At 46.1% G+C, this 20563-nt stretch carries 17 protein-coding genes and 1 other annotated feature; of the genes, 3 read left to right on the top strand and 14 right to left on the bottom strand.

The window, feature by feature from the left end; genetic code table 11:
- Positions 1–3 precede the first annotated feature (3 nt).
- The 14 genes from eutL to EV212_RS04915 form a co-directional block, all read right to left on the bottom strand.
- On the bottom strand, positions 4–657 hold the full coding sequence (gene eutL / locus EV212_RS04980) for an ethanolamine utilization microcompartment protein EutL (protein WP_132089763.1): 654 nt from the start codon (positions 655–657) through the stop codon (positions 4–6).
- Positions 658–668: 11 nt separating this feature from the next.
- Positions 669–1649 carry an ethanolamine ammonia-lyase subunit EutC gene (gene eutC / locus EV212_RS04975; protein WP_243115464.1) on the bottom strand — a complete coding sequence of 327 codons (981 nt, stop codon included), beginning with the start codon at positions 1647–1649 and terminating at the stop codon, positions 669–671.
- Positions 1650–1661: 12 nt separating this feature from the next.
- The gene (locus EV212_RS04970; protein WP_132089760.1) at positions 1662–3032 is read right to left on the bottom strand and encodes an ethanolamine ammonia-lyase subunit EutB; all 1371 of its coding nucleotides are present in this window, start codon (positions 3030–3032) and stop codon (positions 1662–1664) included.
- A gap of 11 nt (positions 3033–3043) precedes the next feature.
- Entirely contained in the window at positions 3044–4483 is a 1440-nt protein-coding gene (locus EV212_RS04965) for an ethanolamine ammonia-lyase reactivating factor EutA (RefSeq protein ID WP_132089758.1), read from the bottom strand.
- Between the two features lie 163 nt (positions 4484–4646).
- Positions 4647–6023 carry a TrpB-like pyridoxal phosphate-dependent enzyme gene (locus tag EV212_RS04960; protein WP_132089755.1) on the bottom strand — a complete coding sequence of 459 codons (1377 nt, stop codon included), beginning with the start codon at positions 6021–6023 and terminating at the stop codon, positions 4647–4649.
- Between the two features lie 46 nt (positions 6024–6069).
- Positions 6070–6316 (bottom strand) — a binding site (T-box leader).
- An 83-nt stretch (positions 6317–6399) separates the two neighbouring features.
- Positions 6400–7437, bottom strand: coding sequence for a [FeFe] hydrogenase H-cluster radical SAM maturase HydE (hydE, locus tag EV212_RS04955; RefSeq protein WP_132089753.1), 1038 nt, complete (start codon positions 7435–7437; stop codon positions 6400–6402).
- 43 nt (positions 7438–7480) lie between these two features.
- On the bottom strand, positions 7481–8413 hold the full coding sequence (gene cysK / locus EV212_RS04950; RefSeq protein ID WP_132089750.1) for a cysteine synthase A: 933 nt from the start codon (positions 8411–8413) through the stop codon (positions 7481–7483).
- A gap of 172 nt (positions 8414–8585) precedes the next feature.
- On the bottom strand, positions 8586–8903 hold the full coding sequence (locus EV212_RS04945; protein WP_132089747.1) for a hypothetical protein: 318 nt from the start codon (positions 8901–8903) through the stop codon (positions 8586–8588).
- A 49-nt stretch (positions 8904–8952) separates the two neighbouring features.
- Positions 8953–10566 (bottom strand): phosphoenolpyruvate--protein phosphotransferase, encoded by a 1614-nt coding sequence (gene ptsP / locus EV212_RS04940; RefSeq protein ID WP_132089744.1) that lies wholly within the window; start codon positions 10564–10566, stop codon positions 8953–8955.
- A gap of 25 nt (positions 10567–10591) precedes the next feature.
- Positions 10592–11341 carry a tRNA pseudouridine(38-40) synthase TruA gene (truA, locus tag EV212_RS04935; RefSeq protein ID WP_132089741.1) on the bottom strand — a complete coding sequence of 250 codons (750 nt, stop codon included), beginning with the start codon at positions 11339–11341 and terminating at the stop codon, positions 10592–10594.
- A 200-nt stretch (positions 11342–11541) separates the two neighbouring features.
- Complete coding sequence (locus EV212_RS04930) at positions 11542–13272, bottom strand: dipeptide ABC transporter ATP-binding protein (RefSeq protein WP_132089738.1); 1731 nt, start codon at positions 13270–13272, stop codon at positions 11542–11544.
- 9 nt (positions 13273–13281) lie between these two features.
- On the bottom strand, positions 13282–14088 hold the full coding sequence (locus EV212_RS04925; RefSeq protein ID WP_132089735.1) for an ABC transporter permease: 807 nt from the start codon (positions 14086–14088) through the stop codon (positions 13282–13284).
- Between the two features lie 9 nt (positions 14089–14097).
- The gene (locus EV212_RS04920; RefSeq protein WP_132089730.1) at positions 14098–15042 is read right to left on the bottom strand and encodes an ABC transporter permease; all 945 of its coding nucleotides are present in this window, start codon (positions 15040–15042) and stop codon (positions 14098–14100) included.
- Between the two features lie 60 nt (positions 15043–15102).
- Positions 15103–16680, bottom strand: a complete 1578-nt coding sequence (locus tag EV212_RS04915; RefSeq protein WP_132089727.1) for an ABC transporter substrate-binding protein — start codon at positions 16678–16680, stop codon at positions 15103–15105.
- Positions 16681–16845: 165 nt separating this feature from the next.
- Here EV212_RS04915 and pepF point away from each other — a divergent pair, with 165 nt between their 5' ends.
- The 3 genes from pepF to EV212_RS04900 all read left to right on the top strand — a co-directional run bounded on the left by pepF (position 16846) and on the right by EV212_RS04900 (position 20516).
- Positions 16846–18648: an oligoendopeptidase F gene (gene pepF, locus EV212_RS04910; RefSeq protein WP_132090008.1), complete on the top strand. Its 1803-nt coding sequence runs from the start codon at positions 16846–16848 to the stop codon at positions 18646–18648.
- A 227-nt stretch (positions 18649–18875) separates the two neighbouring features.
- On the top strand, positions 18876–19214 hold the full coding sequence (locus tag EV212_RS04905; RefSeq protein ID WP_132089724.1) for a P-II family nitrogen regulator: 339 nt from the start codon (positions 18876–18878) through the stop codon (positions 19212–19214).
- Positions 19215–19274: 60 nt separating this feature from the next.
- Positions 19275–20516, top strand: a complete 1242-nt coding sequence (locus EV212_RS04900) for an ammonium transporter (protein WP_132089721.1) — start codon at positions 19275–19277, stop codon at positions 20514–20516.
- The last annotated feature ends 47 nt before the right edge of the window (positions 20517–20563 follow it).

Here is a 20563-nt window from a genome sequence, read left to right as displayed (position 1 = left end):
AGTTTAATAGATCAGCGGAGCATCCGCAATCTTATTCACACATTCTGCAAATGCTTCACAGGCTGCTTTGCACGCTGCCTGTTCTCCCGTAAGCAGCCCCCCGGCAAAGTTTGTCTCCGACGGCGGTCCGTAAAACACTTTCATCTCCACCTGAGCTGCCTTTAAGGCCGCATCCAGACCGACCATCGCTTCCAGAGGCGGTGCGATCAGATAGGCCATAGCCGTTCCCTCCGGAACACCGGCTACCCCGGATAAATAACTTCCTGTCCTGGAAATGCAGTGGGCAAAATAGACAATAGAATCATCCTCATTGGCACTGTAAAAACAGGCATCCTGCTCAATATACAGAATCGCTGCATCCAGACCACTCCGCACCTCCGCCGGATTTCTTCCGGCAAGAATACCGATGAATTCACCGGCCAGCTTTGTACTGGCATTTACCGATCCCGCATACATACTTCGGGCATAGGCTACCCGCACCTCCGCCTTTTTTGTGGCTTCATCCAGAGCCGCATAGGATACATCATCACAGTCTGTCGTGAACAGACCAAGGCTCCGCTCATCTTCCCGCAGATTTAAGGCTTCCCGCAGCATCGGATCCGCATTTGGAATCATTTTTACACTGAGGACCGTCGTCTTTATCTTATCATGTTTCATATGACGTCCTCCTATTTTTTCAGTTCAACCCCACTGGCTTTGGCTTCCAGAATCTTCTGAATCACATCCACGATATAGGCGCCGGCTTCCACCGCCGGAATCCCTCTGGAATGGATGTTGGAAACGACCGTCCGCCGGGCCTCCGGCATCCCCACCGTCGCCTTATAAGCTATGTAAGCGCTCATACTTTCCGCCGTCGCCAGTCCCGGCCGCTCGCCGAGCAATACGCAGGTCACCGTGGCATTCAGCGCCTCCGATATCTGATCCATAGCGGCCACCCGTCCGTTTTTAACAAAAAACGGCGTTCCGACTTTCAGACCTTTGGCTTTCAGGCCTTCTATAATGATTGGTAATATATTTTCAAGATTTGCTTCCACCGCCGTCGATGACAGACCATCAGAAACATAAATCTGCACATCGATGTCATGGACACATTTGGATTTAATGGTTTCCAGTCCCTCCGGTGGGAAAATACGTCCCAGATCCGGGCGGGTTAAGAACTGAGTCTTATCCATGCACCGGGTCGCCACTGTAAAAAGATTCATTCTGTCCAAAAGCTCCTGACTGACATCCATAAATACCGCGTCTCTGGCCGCCGCATGATCTGCACGAAGGGTCAGCATGGTCCGTGTCTTTAACCGCGGTCCGCAGTTGCCCACGCCGATGCGCGCCGGAGTCCGGGCTATCATCCGTTCCAGTCCTTCCCGGTCCTCCACATGGTCCAGCAGAGGTATGGCTTTGACTTCCGGCGATGTGATATCGATCAGTCCTTCATTATCTGCCAGACCGTTTTTTTGTGAAACCCTTTCGGCCGGAGACTTTTCCATCATAAAGGAGGCGTCCATCGGAACGACCTCCGAAGCTTCCACCGGCCTGTCCTTTTTTATCTCTGTCGTCCGGTGCATCCTTCGTTTTTCTTCCGGGGCTGGCGCCGGTTTCATGCTTTGAATGACCGCTTCTGCAATGGCGTCAATCTGACTTTGTGTTAACATTGGCATCCTCCCCTATTTTCTGCTCAGGAATATGGTCGGATCACCGGCTCTGTCGGTCAGCCGTCCATTTTCCATAATTCCCATCTTCTCCAGCCAGATTTCAAATTCTCTGATTGGACGTTTTCCTAAAGTTTCCCGTACCGCATTCACATCATGATAAGCATTCGTCTGATAATTCAGCATAATATCATCACTGCCCGGTACACCTAATATGTAGTTTACGCCGGCTGCTCCGAGGAGCAGGGCAAGATTCTCAATGTCATTCTGATCTGCCTGCATATGGTTCGTATAACAGCAGTCACAGCCCATCGGCACACCGGAAAGCTTGGCCATAAAATGATCCTCGAGTCCGGCCCGGATGACCTGCTTACTGTCATAAAGATATTCAGGTCCGATAAAACCGACCACCGTGTTGACCATAAACGGAGCAAACTCCCTGGCATAACCATAGCAGCGGGCCTCCATCGTCACCTGATCCGCTCCAAAGTGGGCATCGGAAGAGAGTTCGGAACCCTGACCCGTCTCAAAATACATCACATTCGGTCCAACCGCAGTCCCCTGCTTTTTAAGCAGGGCTTTTGCCTCCCGAAGGGTATCCGTGGAAAAGCCAAAGGCCTTATTCCCTTTTTCGCTTCCCGCAATCGACTGGAAGATCATATCACAGGGTGCCCCCTGTTTTACCGCCTCAATCTGGGTCGTTACATGACCGAGGACACAGATCTGGGTCGGTATTTCGAATTTATTCTTGACTTCGTCAAACCGCCGCAGGACTTCTGCCAGACTGGACACCGTATCATTGACCGGATTCAGACCGATCAGAGCGTCGCCACAGCCATAGCTCAATCCTTCAAACAGGGAAGCGGTAATACCCTCCACATTATCCGTCGTATGGTTTGGCTGAAGCCGCGTTGCCATCGTTCCCCGAAGGCCGATGGTCGTATTACAGCGGGCCGGAACCTGTATCTTCTGAGCTCCATAGATCAAATCCAGATTGGTCATCAGCTTTGCCACTCCCGCCACCATTTCACTGGTCAGAGCGTGGGACATGTCCCGGAGCTGACGCTCCGTCGTGGAATAGCTTAAAATCCATTCCCGAAGATCGCTGACCGTCCAGTTTTTTATCTTATTATAAAAGACTTCATTGATACTGTCCTGATTTAACCGGGTCACATCATCTTCTTCATAGGGCACTGCCGGATTCTCTCTCAAATCTTTCAGCAACATATTTGAAAGCACTTCCTTTGCGGCAATCCGCTCCAGATCGGACGAGGCTGCCACTCCGGCTAAAATATCCCCGGATTTTTCTTCATTGGCCTTCGCCATGACTTCTTTCACCGAATCGAAGGTAAACATCTGTCCGCCTAATAATGTTTTGTACGCCATACTGCACCACCTTATCCAAATATTAAGGTTTTAACCACCACCGGAATCACCAGACCGTCCACCAGCGGTTTTCCCATATCTACAAAATCATTCTGATCCACCTGGACCGAATCAATACAAATAACATCTCTCGGATGCACTGTTGGAAGCTGCATCATCATCTGCCCCAGAGCCTTTGCCATATCACATTCAAGGACAATCAGCATCGGCTGGCCCTCCGGCAAAAGGGCATCCAAAACACTCACAAGGCAGGCAGCCAATCGTTTGACTTCCATATAGGAAGGATTTGGTTTTCCCTTCATCGCCAAAATGAGCTGTTTGGAATCACTCTGTCTCTGCATCCACCGAAGCTTTTCCGCCAAGTCTCCGGTCTGCCCTGAAAAGCAGACCTGCTGTTCTTCGTCACTCAATTTTAATACGGGAATATTTTTCAGTGGAAAAACATCCCTGTTATATGTGATCGTACTGCCGGACACGGAAGTCGTATAACTTCCCGCTCCTACAACCGTCGCCCGAATCGTTTCTTTTGCTTCGATCACCCGGAAATCAGAAAACAGACGGCTGGCCCGAATGGCCTCGCCAAGCACAACGCCCATATCGCCATACCGCATCCATGAACCTTCGGCCGGATGATAGATACAGTCCGCTACGCCGCCGGAAAAACATATGGCCCGAATCGGTTTATGAAATTTAAATTGTGAGCTGCCCGGTGTTGTGATCGATGCCAGCAGCCGGTCATCCTCCCGGCACAGCCATCGATACAAAAGCTCCGCCATGATCTCGCCAATCCGGTAAATCTTCGTATACTGGGCTTCATCGCCAATATTTAAAGACAATCCGTCGGACGCTGTCATCTTCAACACACTGTCACTGATGTATTCTACCCGGCCATCGGAGGTTACCTTTACCAGGCGGCCGCCGATATCCACGCAGCCTTTGGCAATGACTTCCCCCGCATCAAAAAGTACCACATTTGTCGTGCCGCCGCCGATATCCAGATTCGCCACCGTACATTGATTATCAATGGAATACTGTCTTGCACCGCTGCCCTTTCCGGCGATGATTGCTTCCAGATCCGGCCCCGCCGTTGAAACGACGAACTCTCCGGCAAAATCACTAAGCTCCCGAAGTACGATTTCTGAATTTTCCTTTCGCGCTGACTCTCCCGTGATGATAACGGCCCCTGTCTGGGTATCTGTCGGCTTGTAGCCCGACTTTCGGAACTCCTCAGCCACGATATTCCTGACCTTTTCGCCGTCGATCATCACCCGATTTTTAAGGGGCGTCATATGGATATTGCTTTTATAAACGACTTCTTTATCCACAATAGCGATATGCGGCACAGCAAAATATCCGGCCGAATTTTTAAATGTCAGCCGGCTGAAAATCACCTGGGTCGTGGAAGTGCCGATATCAATTCCGACACTTAAAATCGTTGATTCTTCGCTCATAGCTTATTTCGCCTTCATATGTCTGTTTTTTGAAAAAGCGGAAATATATTCCGGCGCCTTACCAGAGATATTTCCGCTCTATTTACTCCATAAATATCATGGTACTATTTTACCTTGTTTTTGGAATTTATGCAAGTTTTTGTACCTATATTCTGAATTTATTTTATTCTACTTTTGGAAGTCCGGCAAAACCTGCGGCCAGCTCTTCATCCGTCGGGATATAGTCGCTCATTTCACCGTTGTTGAATTTTTCATAGGCAACCAGATCAAAATATCCGGTTCCTGTCAGTCCGAAGACAATCGTCTTTTCTTCACCGGTCTCTTTGCATTTCATCGCTTCATCGATGGCTACCTTGATGGCATGACTGCTCTCCGGCGCCGGAAGAATGCCTTCGATGCGGGCAAATTTTGTCGCTGCTTCAAATACAGACGTCTGTTCAACAGAAATTGCCTCCATAAGATGATCATGATATAACTGGGAAAGTGTGGAGCTCATTCCATGATATCTTAAACCGCCGGCATGATTTGCCGATGGAATAAAGCCGCTTCCCAGAGTATACATTTTAGCCAGCGGGCAAACCATACCTGTATCGCAGAAGTCGTAAGCAAATTTGCCCCGTGTAAAGCTCGGACAGCTGGCCGGTTCTACGGCGATAAACCGATAATCCTTTTCGCCTCTGAGCTTCTCGCCCATGAAAGGAGAGATTAATCCGCCCAGGTTGGAACCGCCCCCGGCACATCCGATGATGATATCCGGCTGAATATTATATTTATCCAGAGCAGCCTTTGTTTCCAGACCGATAATGGATTGATGCAAAAGTACCTGGTTCAAAACGGAACCGAGTACATAACGATAACCTTCATGGCTTGTGGCGTCTTCAACAGCTTCGGAAATGGCGCATCCAAGACTTCCCGTAGTTCCCGGATGCTCTGCCAGAATCTTACGTCCCACATTGGTCGTTTCTGACGGGGACGGCGTTACGTTCGCACCGTAGGTACGCATCACTTCACGACGGAACGGTTTCTGTTCATAGGAACATTTTACCATATACACTTTACAATCCAGTCCGAGATATGCACAGGCCATGGAAAGAGCAGTTCCCCACTGCCCTGCTCCGGTCTCCGTCGTCACGCCCTTTAAGCCCTGCTGTTTTGCATAATAAGCCTGGGCAATAGCCGAATTTAATTTATGACTTCCGGAAGTATTGTTTCCTTCAAATTTGTAATAAATTTTAGCCGGAGTATCCAATGCCTTTTCCAGACAATAGGCCCGGACCAGCGGTGACGGACGATACATCTTATAGAAGTCCAGAATTTCCTGTGGAATATCAAAATAAGCGGTTGTATCGTCAAGCTCCTGTTTTACCAGTTCTTCACAAAATACCACGCCCAACTCGTCGGCTGTCATCGGCTGTAATGTCCCCGGATTTAAAAGAGGCGCCGGTTTGTTTTTCATATCTGCGCGGACATTGTACCACTGTTTTGGCATCTCATTTTCTTCAAGATAAATTTTGTAAGGGATCTGCTTCTTGTCTGTCATTTCTTTCCTTCCTTTCCTATAAAACAAAAAATCCTGTCCTATAATACAATAGGACAGGTAAATTCTCCTGCGGTGCCACCTATATTCATTCTGTTTCAGAATGCTCTCAGCCATGTACAATCATACATGTTCCATAATAACGGTCGGATTCCGTCGCCCCTACAATCAGCCCTGGCCAACTTCGGTTTGCCCTCACAAGTCCATTCACTTTTACTCATATATCACGGTCTCACCTCTCCGCGACTCTCTGGGAATACACCATAAAAGTTACTACTCTTGTTCATCGGTTTTTTAATTGTTATTTATTATAATTCAGTAAAAAAAATTTGTCAATGGTAAGTTTTCAGATTATCCGGTTTTCATAATCCATATTTTCCTACAGCAAAGCATCGCCCCGCTCTGCGACAAGCCGGTAACCGGTTGATAAAACTCTCTGTTCCAGGCAGTCCCGACATTCAGCTGCTTCTTCGCCTGTACATATCTTGTTGTCATACAAGTCATATTGTTTTCGGTTTTTCACCGGAGAAAGGTTGGGCATGACCACATTGGCGCCCGCTGCCAATCCCTTTTCCCGTCCCAGAGGGTCCATCGTTCCAAGGGCTGTTGTGGCCGGAAGAAGCACCTTTGGAAGCAATATGCGAATGACGGACAAAAGAAACAAGGTCAGCCCAACGCTGCCTGCCGCCTCATTTGCAAACCGGGTTTCATGATGCGGAATAAACGGGCCGATTCCCACCATCTGGGGCTGAAGCTCCTTTAGAAAAATCAGGTCTTCTGCCAAATGTTCCATCTTTTGTCCCGGTGAACCGACCATAAATCCGGCGCCCACCTGATAGCCGAGGGCTTTTAAATCATATAAGCACTGTTTTCGATGGGAAAGAAGCATTTCTTCCGGATGAAGCCGGCGATAAAGCTCCTCGCTGGCTGTTTCGTGGCGAAGCAGATAACGGTCTGCCCCCGCTTCTTTAAATAATTTATAACTCTCATAGGATTTCTCACCGATGGAGAGCGTGATCGCACAGTCCGGATAATCTCTGCGAATGGAACGAACAATATCTGCCATCCGCTCATCTGTATAATAAGGGTCCTCGCCCCCCTGAAGGACAAAGGTCCGAAATCCCAGGGCATAACCGTTCTCACAGCAGTCAAGAATTTCCTCTCCGCTCAGCCGATATCTTTGGGCATGTCTGTTTCCACGACGAATACCACAATAATAACAGTCGTTTTTACAATAATTGGTAAATTCAATCAGTCCCCGTGTATAGACCTTATCTCCATAATACTGTTTTCGAAGCCGGACGGCTTCTTCTGTCAGCTTTCTGGATACTTTCGGTTTTTCCCACCCCTTAAGAAGTTCTATATATTCTTTTTTTGAAAGTTCATGATTTTGAATCAATTTTTCTGCAGCATCCATACGAATCTCCTGTCTCGTCCGATCCGATCATAAAGAATATTGATCATTCAGCGAATAATGGCGTGGAATAATATCTGTCGCCCGTATCCGGAAGCAGGGCAACAATAGTCTTGCCTTTATTTTCCGGACGTTTTGCCAGCTGAATGGCACCATATAAAGCCGCGCCGGAAGAGATACCCACTAAAACACCTTCATGCTTCGCAATCAGCTTGCCTGCAGCGAAGGCATCTTCACTTTCCACGGTAAAAACTTCATCATAAATCTTTGTATTCAACACCTCCGGCACAAAACCGGCGCCGATACCCTGAATTTTGTGCGGGCCTCCTTTGCCTTCGGAAAGCACCGGAGAATCAGCCGGTTCAAGGGCCACGATCTTCACATCCGGTTTCCTGGATTTTAAAAACTCACCGACACCTGTTAATGTTCCTCCTGTACCAACACCTGCGATAAAGATATCCACATTGCCATCCGTATCATTCCAGATTTCAGGACCTGTCGTTGCTTTGTGCATTGCCGGATTGGCCGGATTTACAAACTGTCCAGGGATAAAGCTGTTCGGAATCTCTTTTGCCAGTTCATCTGCTTTTTCGATAGCGCCCTTCATACCTTTGGTCCCCTCAGTAAGAACCAGCTCGGCACCATAGGCTTTTAAAATATTTCTGCGTTCAATACTCATTGTTTCCGGCATTGTCAGAATAATACGATATCCCTTTGCCGCTGCGATGGCGGCAAGACCAATACCCGTATTGCCGGAGGTTGGCTCGATAATTACTGAGCCTTCTTTTAAAACGCCTCTTTCTTCCGCATCTTCAATCATTGCTTTGGCAATTCTGTCTTTAACGCTTCCTGCCGGATTAAAATACTCAAGTTTTACAAGAATGGTTGCTTCCAATCCCAGAGCCCTCTCAATATTTGTCACTTCCACCAGCGGGGTATTGCCGATCAATCCTAATGTTCCCTTATAAATATTTGCCATTTTTCCTTCCTCCTATATTCCTATTGGTTTACTATGATTATTTATGTTGTTTGTATTATATTTATGTAATTCCTATTTGTCAAGTAGGTTTTATATGTTTTTAAAGAAAAAACCTGTCCTGTGAATGAACTAAAACCGTCTCACAGGACAGGAGTCTTGTAACGCATGGGTATTATTTTTTATCTTTTGTCTGGTACAGATTGATTTCCGCCCGCGCCATATCTTCCAGAGCGGAATAAACATCGTCCATTTCGGAAAAATCCATCATCTGTTCTTCCAGCATTGCATCGCCGCTGAACAATGTCTGCATAGACTTTTCAAGGCCCCGTACAGATTCAGGAACCTCCGCCGATTCTTCACTCTCCGGTATACCTTCATCCATCGGTCTGTCCGGTATAGCTGCACCCTGCAAAAACGCGATAATGTAATCCAGTTTATTTTCCGGTATAAGTTCAAGAAGGTCTATGGCCTGCTGTCTTTTATTCATCATAATCTCCTCTTTCTGTACATTATTCAAATCTAATTATAATATATTTTCTTTAAGTTGTCTCCCTGATTTTCTGCCGCACAGGCAAAACCATCGCCGGCGATACGGAAAGCTCATCCATTCCCATCCGGATAAAGGTTTCTGTCAGCGATATATCCGCACCAAGCTCCCCACAGATACCGACCCATATACCCGCTTTATGGGCATTATCCGCTACCATCTGAAGCAAGCGCAGGATGGCCGGATGGTGCGGGTCAAAAAAGATGTCCAGCTTTGGATTCTGGCGGTCAATGGCCAGAGTATACTGGGACAGATCATTGGTTCCGATGCTGAAAAAATCTACCTCTTTTGCCAGAAGATCACTGATAAGGGCAGCGGCCGGAGTCTCGATCATAATTCCCTCTTCCACATTACCAAAGGATATCCCCGCCGCAGAAAGCTCCCGGCGGATACCGGCAGAAATTTCTTTAATCTTCTTAACTTCTTCCACCGAAATGATCATCGGATACATAATAGAAATATTCCCATAGGCACTCGCACGATAAAGGGCACGAAGCTGAGTTTTAAATACATCTTCTCGATCCAGGCAAATGCGGATCGCCCGATAACCCATAGCCGGATTTTCTTCCGGTTCTATATTAAAATAATCAATCCGTTTATCTGCGCCGATATCCAATGTCCGGATAATAACCTTCTTTCCGGCCATGGTCTCTGCCACAGTTTTATACACCTGAAACTGTTCTTCTTCCGTTGGATAATGGTCCTTTTCCAGATATAAAAACTCGCTTCGGAACAAGCCGATGCCGGCTGCATCATTTTTTAATGCAGTCATCACATCCGAAATATTTCCCACATTCGCATAAAGATTGATTTTCTTTCCGCCAAGTGTCACATCTTCTTTACCTTTTAAAGTTTGCAGCAGCTCCTGTTTTTTCTGCTCCTTTTGCTGTTTTTCTTCCATCTCACGCAGTAACTCCGGTTCCGGTTCAATGTAAAGACAACCGGAGGCACCGTCCACTATCCCGATTTTTTCCTCGCAATCTTCAGGAAAATCCGCAGAAATAATGGCCGGAATGTTCATCGTCCGGGCCAGAATCGCCGTATGGGAGTTTGCTGAACCATAACGCGTCACAAAGGCAAGTATTTTTGATTTGTCGAGTTGGACTGTTTCACTTGGCGCCAGATCATCCGCCGCCAATATGACCGGCACATCCCCCTGCAGCATGTCATCCCCCTGACCGCTCAATATCTGAATCAACCGATTGGAAACATCCTTTACGTCCGCTACCCTGGCCCGCATATAATCGTCATCCATCGTTTCAAAAAGTGTGGAAAAATTATCGCTGGTCATGGCAATGGCATATTCCGCATTTACATTCTGCATTCGAATCATATTCGTAATAGATTCCACATAATCCATATCCGACAGCATCAGCTGATGAACATGAAAAATATCCGCATCGGCCTCGCCAACTTCATTCAGTGCTTTATCATAAAGCTTCTGGAGCTGACTTTCTGCCTCTTTCGAGGCGTCCTCATAACGTTTAATCTCTTCTTCTACCTGCTCCACATGATTGCGAATCACTTTTTTATCCTTTTTCCTTAAAATTCCTATCGGTCCGATGGCAACTCCGCCGAAAACAGACTTTCCCTGAATCTTAATCATTTATCCAGCCTCCTAATGGATTTCATTACTCATAGAACACTTCATCCAGGAACAGCCCCTGAGGCGGCAATGTCATTCCAGCCTTTTCCCGGTTCTTCGTACGGAAAACTTCTTTAACCGTCTCCGACTCCCTATCTCCGGTTCCAATCTCGACAAGCGTTCCCGCCATAATACGCACCATATTGTAGAGAAATCCATTGCCCTCAAATATCAAATCAATTTCCCGTTCTTTTACGTCAATATCAATCTGGCTGACTGTTCGGACAGTGGATTTATTCGTCTTTTTCACCGAAGAAAAGCCCTTAAAATCATGCTGGCCCACCATCAGATCAGCGCCTTCCTTCATAAGTCCCATATCCAGCCGGTCAAAACAATACCACGTATAGTGACGATCAAAGACCGATGGCACATCCCCTGTGGCTACCCGATAGATATAACGTTTTGACTTCGCATTCAGTCGGCTGTGAAACCGTTCCGGCACATCCGATACATAAAGGATACCAATATCCTGCGGCAAATACCGATTCAGATAATATTTCATCTCCCAACATTTCATATCGCTGTCCGTATGAAAATTTGCCACCTGTCCCCGGGCGTGAACGCCTGCATCCGTGCGTCCTGAACCAATGAGTTCGATCGTCTCCCCTGTCATTTTCGATAGCACCTCTTCGATTTTGCCCTGTATCGTCGTTCCACTGTTTTTCTTTCCGAGACGCTGCCATCCGTCATAACGGCCGCCGTCATATTCCATAAGTAATTTAATATTCCGTTTCATAATATTTTTATTCCCCTGCATTTTCTTATAAGATTCATCTCTCAAAATAATTTCATTATTTTACAAAAAGCAGGGTATGTCCATGATTATGTACATCCCTACCTAAAATTATTCTTTCCGCCATGATTCCTCTTAAACAGTATATCATAAAAAACATGCCCGATGCACAGTAAATTACCTGCATCGAGCATTTTATAAAGCTATGATTGATATTTAAAACATTTGACCCAATGCGGATCTTGCCCCTCCGGATTCAAGTTGATCCGTTCCGGTCGTTTTTCACGGCACACATCGCTCCGACTCATGCAGCGATGATAAAATGGGCATCCGTTCGCCGACGCATCCTCCCGACTCTGTTCCACATCGGTAATCTTCTGGAGCTTACGTTCATCTGTCAGTATGGAGTGGAACAAAAGCTGTGTATATGGGTGTTTCGGATCCTCATAGATTTCCTCAACCTCCGCCTCTTCTACAATCTCTCCCAGATACATGACAATGACCCGGTTACAAAAATGCCGGACAATATTCAAATCATGAGAGATAAATAAATAAGTCAACTGATGGGTCCGATGCAGATCCAGAAGAAGATTGAGCACCTGAGACTGGACAGTTACGTCCAGGGCCGACACCGGCTCATCTGCCACGATAAATTTAGAATTCAGAATCAGAGCTCCGCCGATACTGATTCTCTGCCGCTGACCGCCGGACAATTCATTCGGATACCGGTCGGCATAGGATGGGTCCAGGCCAACCTGGGTAAGCATCTGACTGACAAGCTCTTTTCGTTTTGCTTTGTCTTTCATTCCATGGACCTTTAAAGGCTCCTCAAGAATCCAACCGATTTTTTTCATCGGATTCAGGGAACTGTAAGGGTCCTGAAATACAAGCTGAGGATGCTCCTCCCGGATGTCCAGAGTACCCGTATAGTTTTTATTCAAACCGACAATACATTTTGCCAAGGTCGACTTGCCGCAGCCGCTTTCTCCAACCAGACCGAGAATCTCGCCCCGTCGAATATGAAAGTTCACATTCTGCAGCACATGTTTGTTTTCCTTTTTTCCAAACATTCCCCGTTCCTTCACAGAATAATAAACATTCAGATCTTTTGCCTGCATGACCAGCTCGTCTTCCCGGATGTCTTCCTTATTCCGTGGGATGGATGCAATCAAATGTTTGGTATAATCATGTTTTGGATGATACAGGACCTCCTCCGTGTACCCTCTCTCCACAATCTTTCCCTGATACATGACAATGACTTTCTGGCAGACTTCCTTGACCACATTTAAATCATGGGAAATAAATAAGATAGATGTATTCGCTTCCATATGGATTTTTCGAAGCAGCTGGAGAATCTGAGCCTGAACCGTCACATCCAGCGCTGTCGTCGGTTCATCGGCAATCAACAGCTTCGGCCAACAGATCATCGCCATAGCGATCATGACACGCTGACGCATACCTCCGGAAAGCTGATGCGGATATTTCTGGCACAATTCTTCCGGCTTCGGCAGACCTACATTGGCAAGGATCTCCACAACCCGGCCATGAATTTCATCATCCGGCATAGATGTATGGATTTTTAGACTTTCCGCTACCTGCCAGCCGATTTTTTTCACCGGATTCAGGGACGTCATCGGCTCCTGAAAGACCATAGACATATCATTTCCCTGAATTTTTGACAACTCTTCATCCGACATTTTCAATAAATCTTTGCCATTAAAGAGAATCTCTCCCGATAAAATATGGGCATCCCGGTTTTTGAGTCCCATGATCGTCTGCACTGTCATACTCTTACCAGAACCAGATTCACCGACAATGCCGACAATCTCCCCATAGCCAACAGTAAAACTCACGTCATCAACTACGGTACGCATTCCCGTTTCTTCCGGAAATCCAATGGTTAAATTTTTTACTTCTAAAAGTTTTTCTCCCATGGTTTTCTCCTATCTCGCCTGGTATACGCGCAGCCCTTCGCTGATCATACTAAAACCTAAAATGATCATAACAATTGTAAGTCCCGGAAAAATGGCATACCACGGTGCAATCTGCAAAAAAGCCTGTGCATCTGAAAGCATCAGCCCAAGACTCGGCTCCGGCGGCTGTACACCCAGACCCAGATAACTCATACTGGCTTCTGCCAATACGGCATTATTGAACCCCACCGTTGCCGAAGTCAGCATGCTGACCAGGGCATTCGGTAATATATGCACAAAAATAATCCGAAGTTTTCCTGCTCCCATTACCTGGGCACTTTTGACAAACTCCAGCTCTTTATAACGGATGATCTCGCTTCGGACAATACGGGCAAAGCTCGGAATAAACAGAATGCCAAGAGCAAAAATGATATTATTGCGCCCCGGCCCGAGAAGACTGATAAATATCAACGCCAGAAGGACACTCGGAAAGGCACTGAGGGCATCATTCAGACGCATGATGATCTCATCCAGCCATCCGCCGAAAAATCCTGTAATGGCTCCGATAATAGTTCCGAACACAACACCGATACCTACCGTACAAAGGGCAACAAAACAAGTCGTTCCCATACCGTTCATAATACGGCTTAAAATATCCCTTCCGAAATTATCATTTCCAAAAGGATGGGCCAATGACGGCGCAGCGTTTTTCAACATCGAATTCATATCTGTCGGCCCATAGGGGGTCCAGAAATGTCCGACCACCGCCATTAAAACAACGATCGTGGTCAAAATCAATCCGATGGTCAAATTATAGTTCCATTTCTTTCGCTTCATCTTATGCTCCTATTCTGTCCGCACCCGTGGGTCCACAAACTGATAGAGAATATCTACAATAAAATTAATAATGATAACAATCACCGTAATATACAGGACGACCGCCTGGACGATCGGGTAATCTCTGTTTGAGATTGCCGTTACCAGAAGTCTTCCCATTCCGGTCACACTGAATACCTGCTCCACCACAATACTGCCTGCAAGAATCTCAGCAGCCACCATGGCGATAAAGGTAATGACCGGAATCAGAGCATTCTGAAAAACGTGTATATATAATACTTTCTTCGTACGGTTTCCTTTGCTGTAAGCCGTGCGAACATAGTCTTTTTTCACTTCACTGAGTACAGAATTTCTTAAAAATTTCACGACCATGGCAATCTTTGGAATTGCAATGGCAATGGCCGGAAAGATCAAATATCGGATACATGATCCCAGATTCTCCTGAGGCATGACAAATTTCCCCGGCTGAAAAAATTTAAAAGTCAGTCCAAAAAAGTAGGTTAAAATCATTCCCAGGAAAAAGGCCGGTATCGCCATCGTTACCTGGGTAAACAAATTTATAAAGACATCAATCCACGTGCCTTCCTTTCTGGCTGACACAATTCCCATCGGAATGGAAATCACCAGAATGATAATGAAAGCCATGACGGCCAGAATCGCCGTCACCTGAAGTCGCTGGTTAATAAGTTCACTGACCGGAGTCCCTGCGTACTGATAGGATTCCCCGAAATCACCGCGAACGGCTCCGGAAAGCCAGTCAACATAACGTTCCGGAAGGGATTTATTTAAGCCCATCTCTTCTCTGAGGGCTTCTACCCGCTCCGGCGTGGCATAGGTTCCCAACTTTGCTAAAGCCGGATCTCCCGGAATAACAGAAAAGGCCACGAAAGTAACCACGGATACAAGTAACAAAGTTATAATGAGAGTTGTTATTTTTTTAAGCATGTATTTCATGGTTATTTCGTGCCCTTTCTATTCATTTAAAACGGATAATTCAAATCCGCTGTTCTGTATTTATTCTACAAAATGTACCCCGGACATATCCTGAGCTGCACATGGATAGAATACATAGCCATCCAACTTCTCATTGACTGCCACCAGGTTTGCGGCATCCTGAATATAAACAGATGCGGCATCTTCAGCCAAGATCATCTGACATTTCTTATAAAGTTCAACCTTTTCGTCATCATCAACGGTTGCCAGTGCGGCTGCATAAGTCTCGTCAAACTCCGCATTGCTGTAATTTGTGAAGTTCTTCGGCGCATCGCTTGGATTCTTTTCCAGCCAGCTTCCCGGAGATAATGTTCCGTCAACAGCAACGATGGTTGCCTGGAAGTCACGGCCGGTGTAAACTTCTTCAACCCATGAAGAAAATTCATCCAGCTGAATCGTAGCATTGATGCCGACTTCTTTCAGGCTTTCAACGATGATTTCTGCTGTGCTTTCATGTGGTTTATAATTGTCCGGAACACGGATAACTAAATCAAATCCGTCCGGATATCCGGCTTCTGCCAGAAGCTCTTTTGCTTTCTCAACATCTCTTGTGTAGACAGTTTCTGTCTCTTCGTTATAATATTTGGAGAAAGCCGGAATCATATTCGTTCCAATGAGGTGGCTCTTGCCGCCGAACAACATTTCATTGATCTGGTCCTTATCTACGGCGTAGTTCATCGCCTGACGGACACGAACATCCTGGAATGGCTCAAAGCTGTTATTCAGGAACAAAGCCTGAACATAGTTTACATTACCCTGCAGAATATTGAATCCGCTGGTAAGCGTAGCAACCTGGTCATCGGTCAGGTACTGCCATACATCCAGTGTACCAGCCTGAAGTTCTGTTACCGCCGTATCTGTATCAGCCACGATCTTGAATGTCACTTTATCCAGATATGGCAGTTCCGGATTCCAGTAACCTTCGTAAGCTTCAACAACAAAACTCTGTCCTGGTGTAAAAGAAACGAATTTAAAAGGACCGGTTCCGATCGGCTGAGTCTCAAAGTTTGCTTCATTGCTCTGCGGAAGAATAGCCAGTGTCAGGTTTGCAAGGAATTCGGAATTTCCTTCGGTCAAATTAACCTTTACTGTCTTCTCATCAACGATCTCCACACTGTCCATAATAGAAAATGCGGAGCCTTCACCCTGAATCTCCGCATATCGTTCAATCGAATATTTAACATCTTCCGCGGTGACTGCTGAGCCATCGTGGAATGTGATTCCATCTCTCAATGTGAAAGTATAAACTTTCGCATCTTCTGAAACCTCATACTCGCTTGCAACTGCAGGTACAAGGTCTCCGCTCTTATCCGGCTTTACAAGGCCTTCAAAGACATTGAATAAAACTTCCTTAGTTCCTGCATACACCATTTTGTGTGGGTCAAGACTATCCAGATCCTGTGCAATACCTACGGTAACTTCGCCGCCTTTAACAGCAGTACCCTGGGCTGTGCTTTCAGCTTCTGTGGTCGTTGTTTCCGAAGAGTTCTTACTCTCTGCAGAAGACTCGTCTCCCTTGCCGCCTCCACATGCGCAGAGTGCAGCAGTTACTACAAGTGTCATTACGCTCAAAAGAATCTTGTTTGTTCTTTTTTTCATAATTTTCTCCCTCTCAATAAGTAATTCCTCTCATTATGAAATTGTCACATTCATTCTATACGATTGATAAAAAAAAATCAATGGATTATTGATAAAAAAACAATAAATTATTATACTGATAGTATCCGATTTTGGATAAACTTAACAAAAACAGGAGGAATTATGATGATAAAAACCGATAGCGTTCCAAATCGCTCCGAAATAAGCAGCGAAAACACCTGGGACTTAACACCTTTATACGCAGACCGTACAGCATTTTCCGAAGCTTTTTCTGCAGCGGAATCAAAAATCCCTATTTTGGCCTCTTATCGGGGCAAGATCAGCCAATCTGCCGCGAACCTTTACGCTTATCTGAAAGAAAAGGATGCACAGCTTCTAGTCGTTGACCGGCTCTACAGCTACGCCTTCCAGTATTCGGATCAGGATACGGCAAATACAACTGCCCAGGCCATGAAGAATCAGGCGCTTGGACTGTACACCCGGCTCTTTTCAGCTATCTCCTGGGAATCACCGGAGATTCTCACCCTCACGCAGGAGCTTCTGAATGACTGGTATGCGGAAGAACCAGGCCTTGAAAATTATCGGCATTTTCTCAATGATACCCTGCGCCAAAAAGCTCATACCCTTTCAGCCGGAGAAGAAGAACTTCTTTCTTTAAGCGCTGATATGAGTTACGGTCCACAAACTATTTTCAATATGTTTAATAACGCCGACTTACATTTTCCTGCCATTGATGACGGAAACGGCCACCCAATCGAAGTCACCCACGGCCGTTTTATCACACTCATGGAAAGCCGGAACCGTCAGGTGCGTAAAGATGCTTTTAAAGCTCTCTACCATACCTACGGCGCCTATAAAAATACCCTGGCCGCGGCCTACAGCGCCAATGTAAAAAAAGAACTTTTTTACACCCGGGCACGAAAGTACACTTCCACCATGGAAGCGCATCTTGACAGTTATCACATCCCAACCGCCGTATATACTCAGCTCATTGATACGGTCCATAGCTTCCTGCCGTCTATGTACCGTTATGTGAATCTCCGAAAAAAACTCCTTGGCCTGGATGAACTGCATATGTACGATGTTTATACACCGATCATTGAATATCATTCCCCGGAAATTCCTTTTGAAAAGGCTAAAGACATTGTCCTTGAAGGTCTCGCTCCGTTGGGTGACGACTATTTAGCCCTTCTCCGGGAAGGCTTCGACAATCGCTGGATCGATATTTATGAGAATCAGGGAAAACGCAGCGGCGCCTATTCCACCTGTGTCTACGGCACTCACCCTTACGTCTTACTGAATTACCAGGGAAATCTGGACAATGTTTTCACTCTGGCACATGAGATGGGGCATTCCCTCCACTCCTGCTATACCAATGCCACCCAGACCTATGTCAATTCCAATTACACCATTTTTGTAGCTGAAATTGCCTCCACCTGTAACGAATACCTGCTTATCTCGCATTTACTGGAAAAAGCAGAGAGCAAAGAAGAAAAAGCCTACCTTTTAAACCATCTGCTGGATCAGTTTAAAGGGACCCTTTTCCGCCAGACCATGTTTGCCGAATTTGAAAAAATCACTCACGAAAAGGAAGCGGCCGGGGAAGCTCTGACCTGTGATACACTCTGTGAAATTTATAAAGACCTGAATAAACTCTATTTCGGACCGGACATGGTCATTGACGATGAAATTGCCATGGAATGGGCGAGAATTCCTCATTTTTACACCCCATTCTATGTCTACCAATATGCCACCGGCATTTCGGCCGCCATCGCCTTCGGCCGTCGGATTCTGTCCGGTGAGCCCGGCGCTCTTGCCGACTATAAGCGTTTTTTAAGCGGCGGCTGCTCCATGGACTGCATCGATTTACTGAAATCCTGCGGTGTCGATATGACCACCACCGAACCGACAACGGCAGCTTTACAGGTCTTTGATACATGTCTGGGTGAACTTGAAAATTTGTTTTGATAAATTGTTTGAAAATTTTTCGGATTTTTAAAAAAGTTTGTGGGGTTTTCCCAAAAATAAATTTTTTGTCAATTTTCAATTGACTTTCCGAATTTTGAGAATATAATAAAACACAAGTTAAGACAAAGACGTCTTCAGATGGGAAACCTCATCCGAAGGCGTCTTTTTCTTTTTGCTGAACAGGGATGGTCCGGTTCCGCAGGAAATATCAAGAGGAGGAAAAGCATATGAAAAAATTAGAAATGGTCATCAAACCGGAAAAGCTTGAAAACTTAAAATCAATTCTTGATGATTCTCAGGCAAGTGGTGTCATGATAACCAACATTATGGGTTATGGTAACCAGAAAGGTTTTACCCGGATGTACCGCGGAACAACCTACGCTGTCAACCTGCTTCCAAAGGTAAAGGTTGAAACCGTTGTCGCTGATGATGCCGCCGAGGAAATCATATCCCGGGTAGTCAAAGAAATTACAACCGGTAATTACGGTGATGGAAAAATATTCATTTATGATGTTCTGGATGCCGTTCGTATCCGTACAGGCGAGCGGGGCACAGACGCTCTTTAGAATTTTTGCCCCAAACATGTTGCTTTACGATTGCTTTTATTTTAAAGGAGGCTACCCATTATGGAATATAATTTATTAGATATTGTATGGACAATGATCGCCGCATGTCTCGTCTACTTTATGCAGGCCGGATTCGCTATGGTAGAAACGGGCTTTACCCGGGCAAAAAATGCCGGTAACATCGTTATGAAAAATATGATGGACTTCGTTATCGGTTCCATTGCTTTCTATCTCATCGGTTTTGCTTTAATGTTCGGTCAGGGCAATGGAATCATCGGTTTATCCGGTTTCTTCGATCCTTACAGCCTTGAATCTTCTCTCCAGTCCGGACTTGGTCTGGCGCTTCCGATTGGTGTATTTATGATTTTTCACACTGTATTCTGTGCAACTTCGGCAACAATTGTTTCCGGCGCCATGGCTGAGCGTACAAAGTTCTCCGCCTATCTGGCCTACAGTGCATGTATCAGTATCTTCATCTATCCGATCACCGGGCACTGGATCTGGGGCGGCGGTTGGCTGTCCTCCATCGGTTTCCATGACTTTGCCGGTTCCACAGCCGTACATTCTGTCGGCGGATGGTGTGCTTTGATCGGCGCTGCAATCCTTGGACCTCGTATCGGAAAATATCGTGCAGACGGTAAACCAAATGCCATTCCAGGACATAATCTTCCACTGGGCGCTTTGGGAACATTTATTCTCTGGTTCTGCTGGTTTGGATTCAACTGCGGTTCTACAACCGCTGCTACTCTGGAACTTGGCAATATCGCCATGACAACAAACCTGGCAGCAGCAGCAGCGACCTTAGTTGCTCTCTTCTTCACATGGATTCGTTACGGAAAACCGGATATTTCTATGACAATGAACGGTGCGCTTGCCGGTCTGGTCGGTGTGACTGCCGGCTGTGATATCGTATCTAATTATGGTGCGCTTGCCATCGGTGTCATCTGCGGTTTTGCTGTTGTTCTTGTTATCGAATTTGTTGACCGTATTCTTAAAATTGATGACCCTGTCGGTGCCACCGGCGTTCACTGGGGCTGCGGTATGCTCGGTACGATTCTGACTGGTGTATTTGCAAAATCTTCCGTCCTTGAAGAGTACGGTATGAGCCGTATCCAGTTCATCGGTGTGGAAGTCCTCGGTGTTGTTGCTGTCGGTGTCTTCACAGTCGTTATGGCCTTCATCATCTTTAAAGTCATTGACAAAACCATCGGACTTCGTGTTACCGAACAGGAAGAACTGGATGGCCTTGACGGACACGAACACGGGAGCAGCGCTTACGCAGATTTCCAGATTAAATTATAATTATCTCTAATCCCTTTTAAACTCTATACATACAAAAAGACCTGCAA

Source organism: Frisingicoccus caecimuris (genome assembly GCF_004340975.1).
GTDB classification, from domain to species: Bacteria; Bacillota; Clostridia; order Lachnospirales; family Lachnospiraceae; genus Frisingicoccus; species Frisingicoccus caecimuris.
The sequence above is the reverse complement of the archived record's forward strand: the minus strand, read 5'-3'. Positions and strand labels throughout refer to the sequence as shown.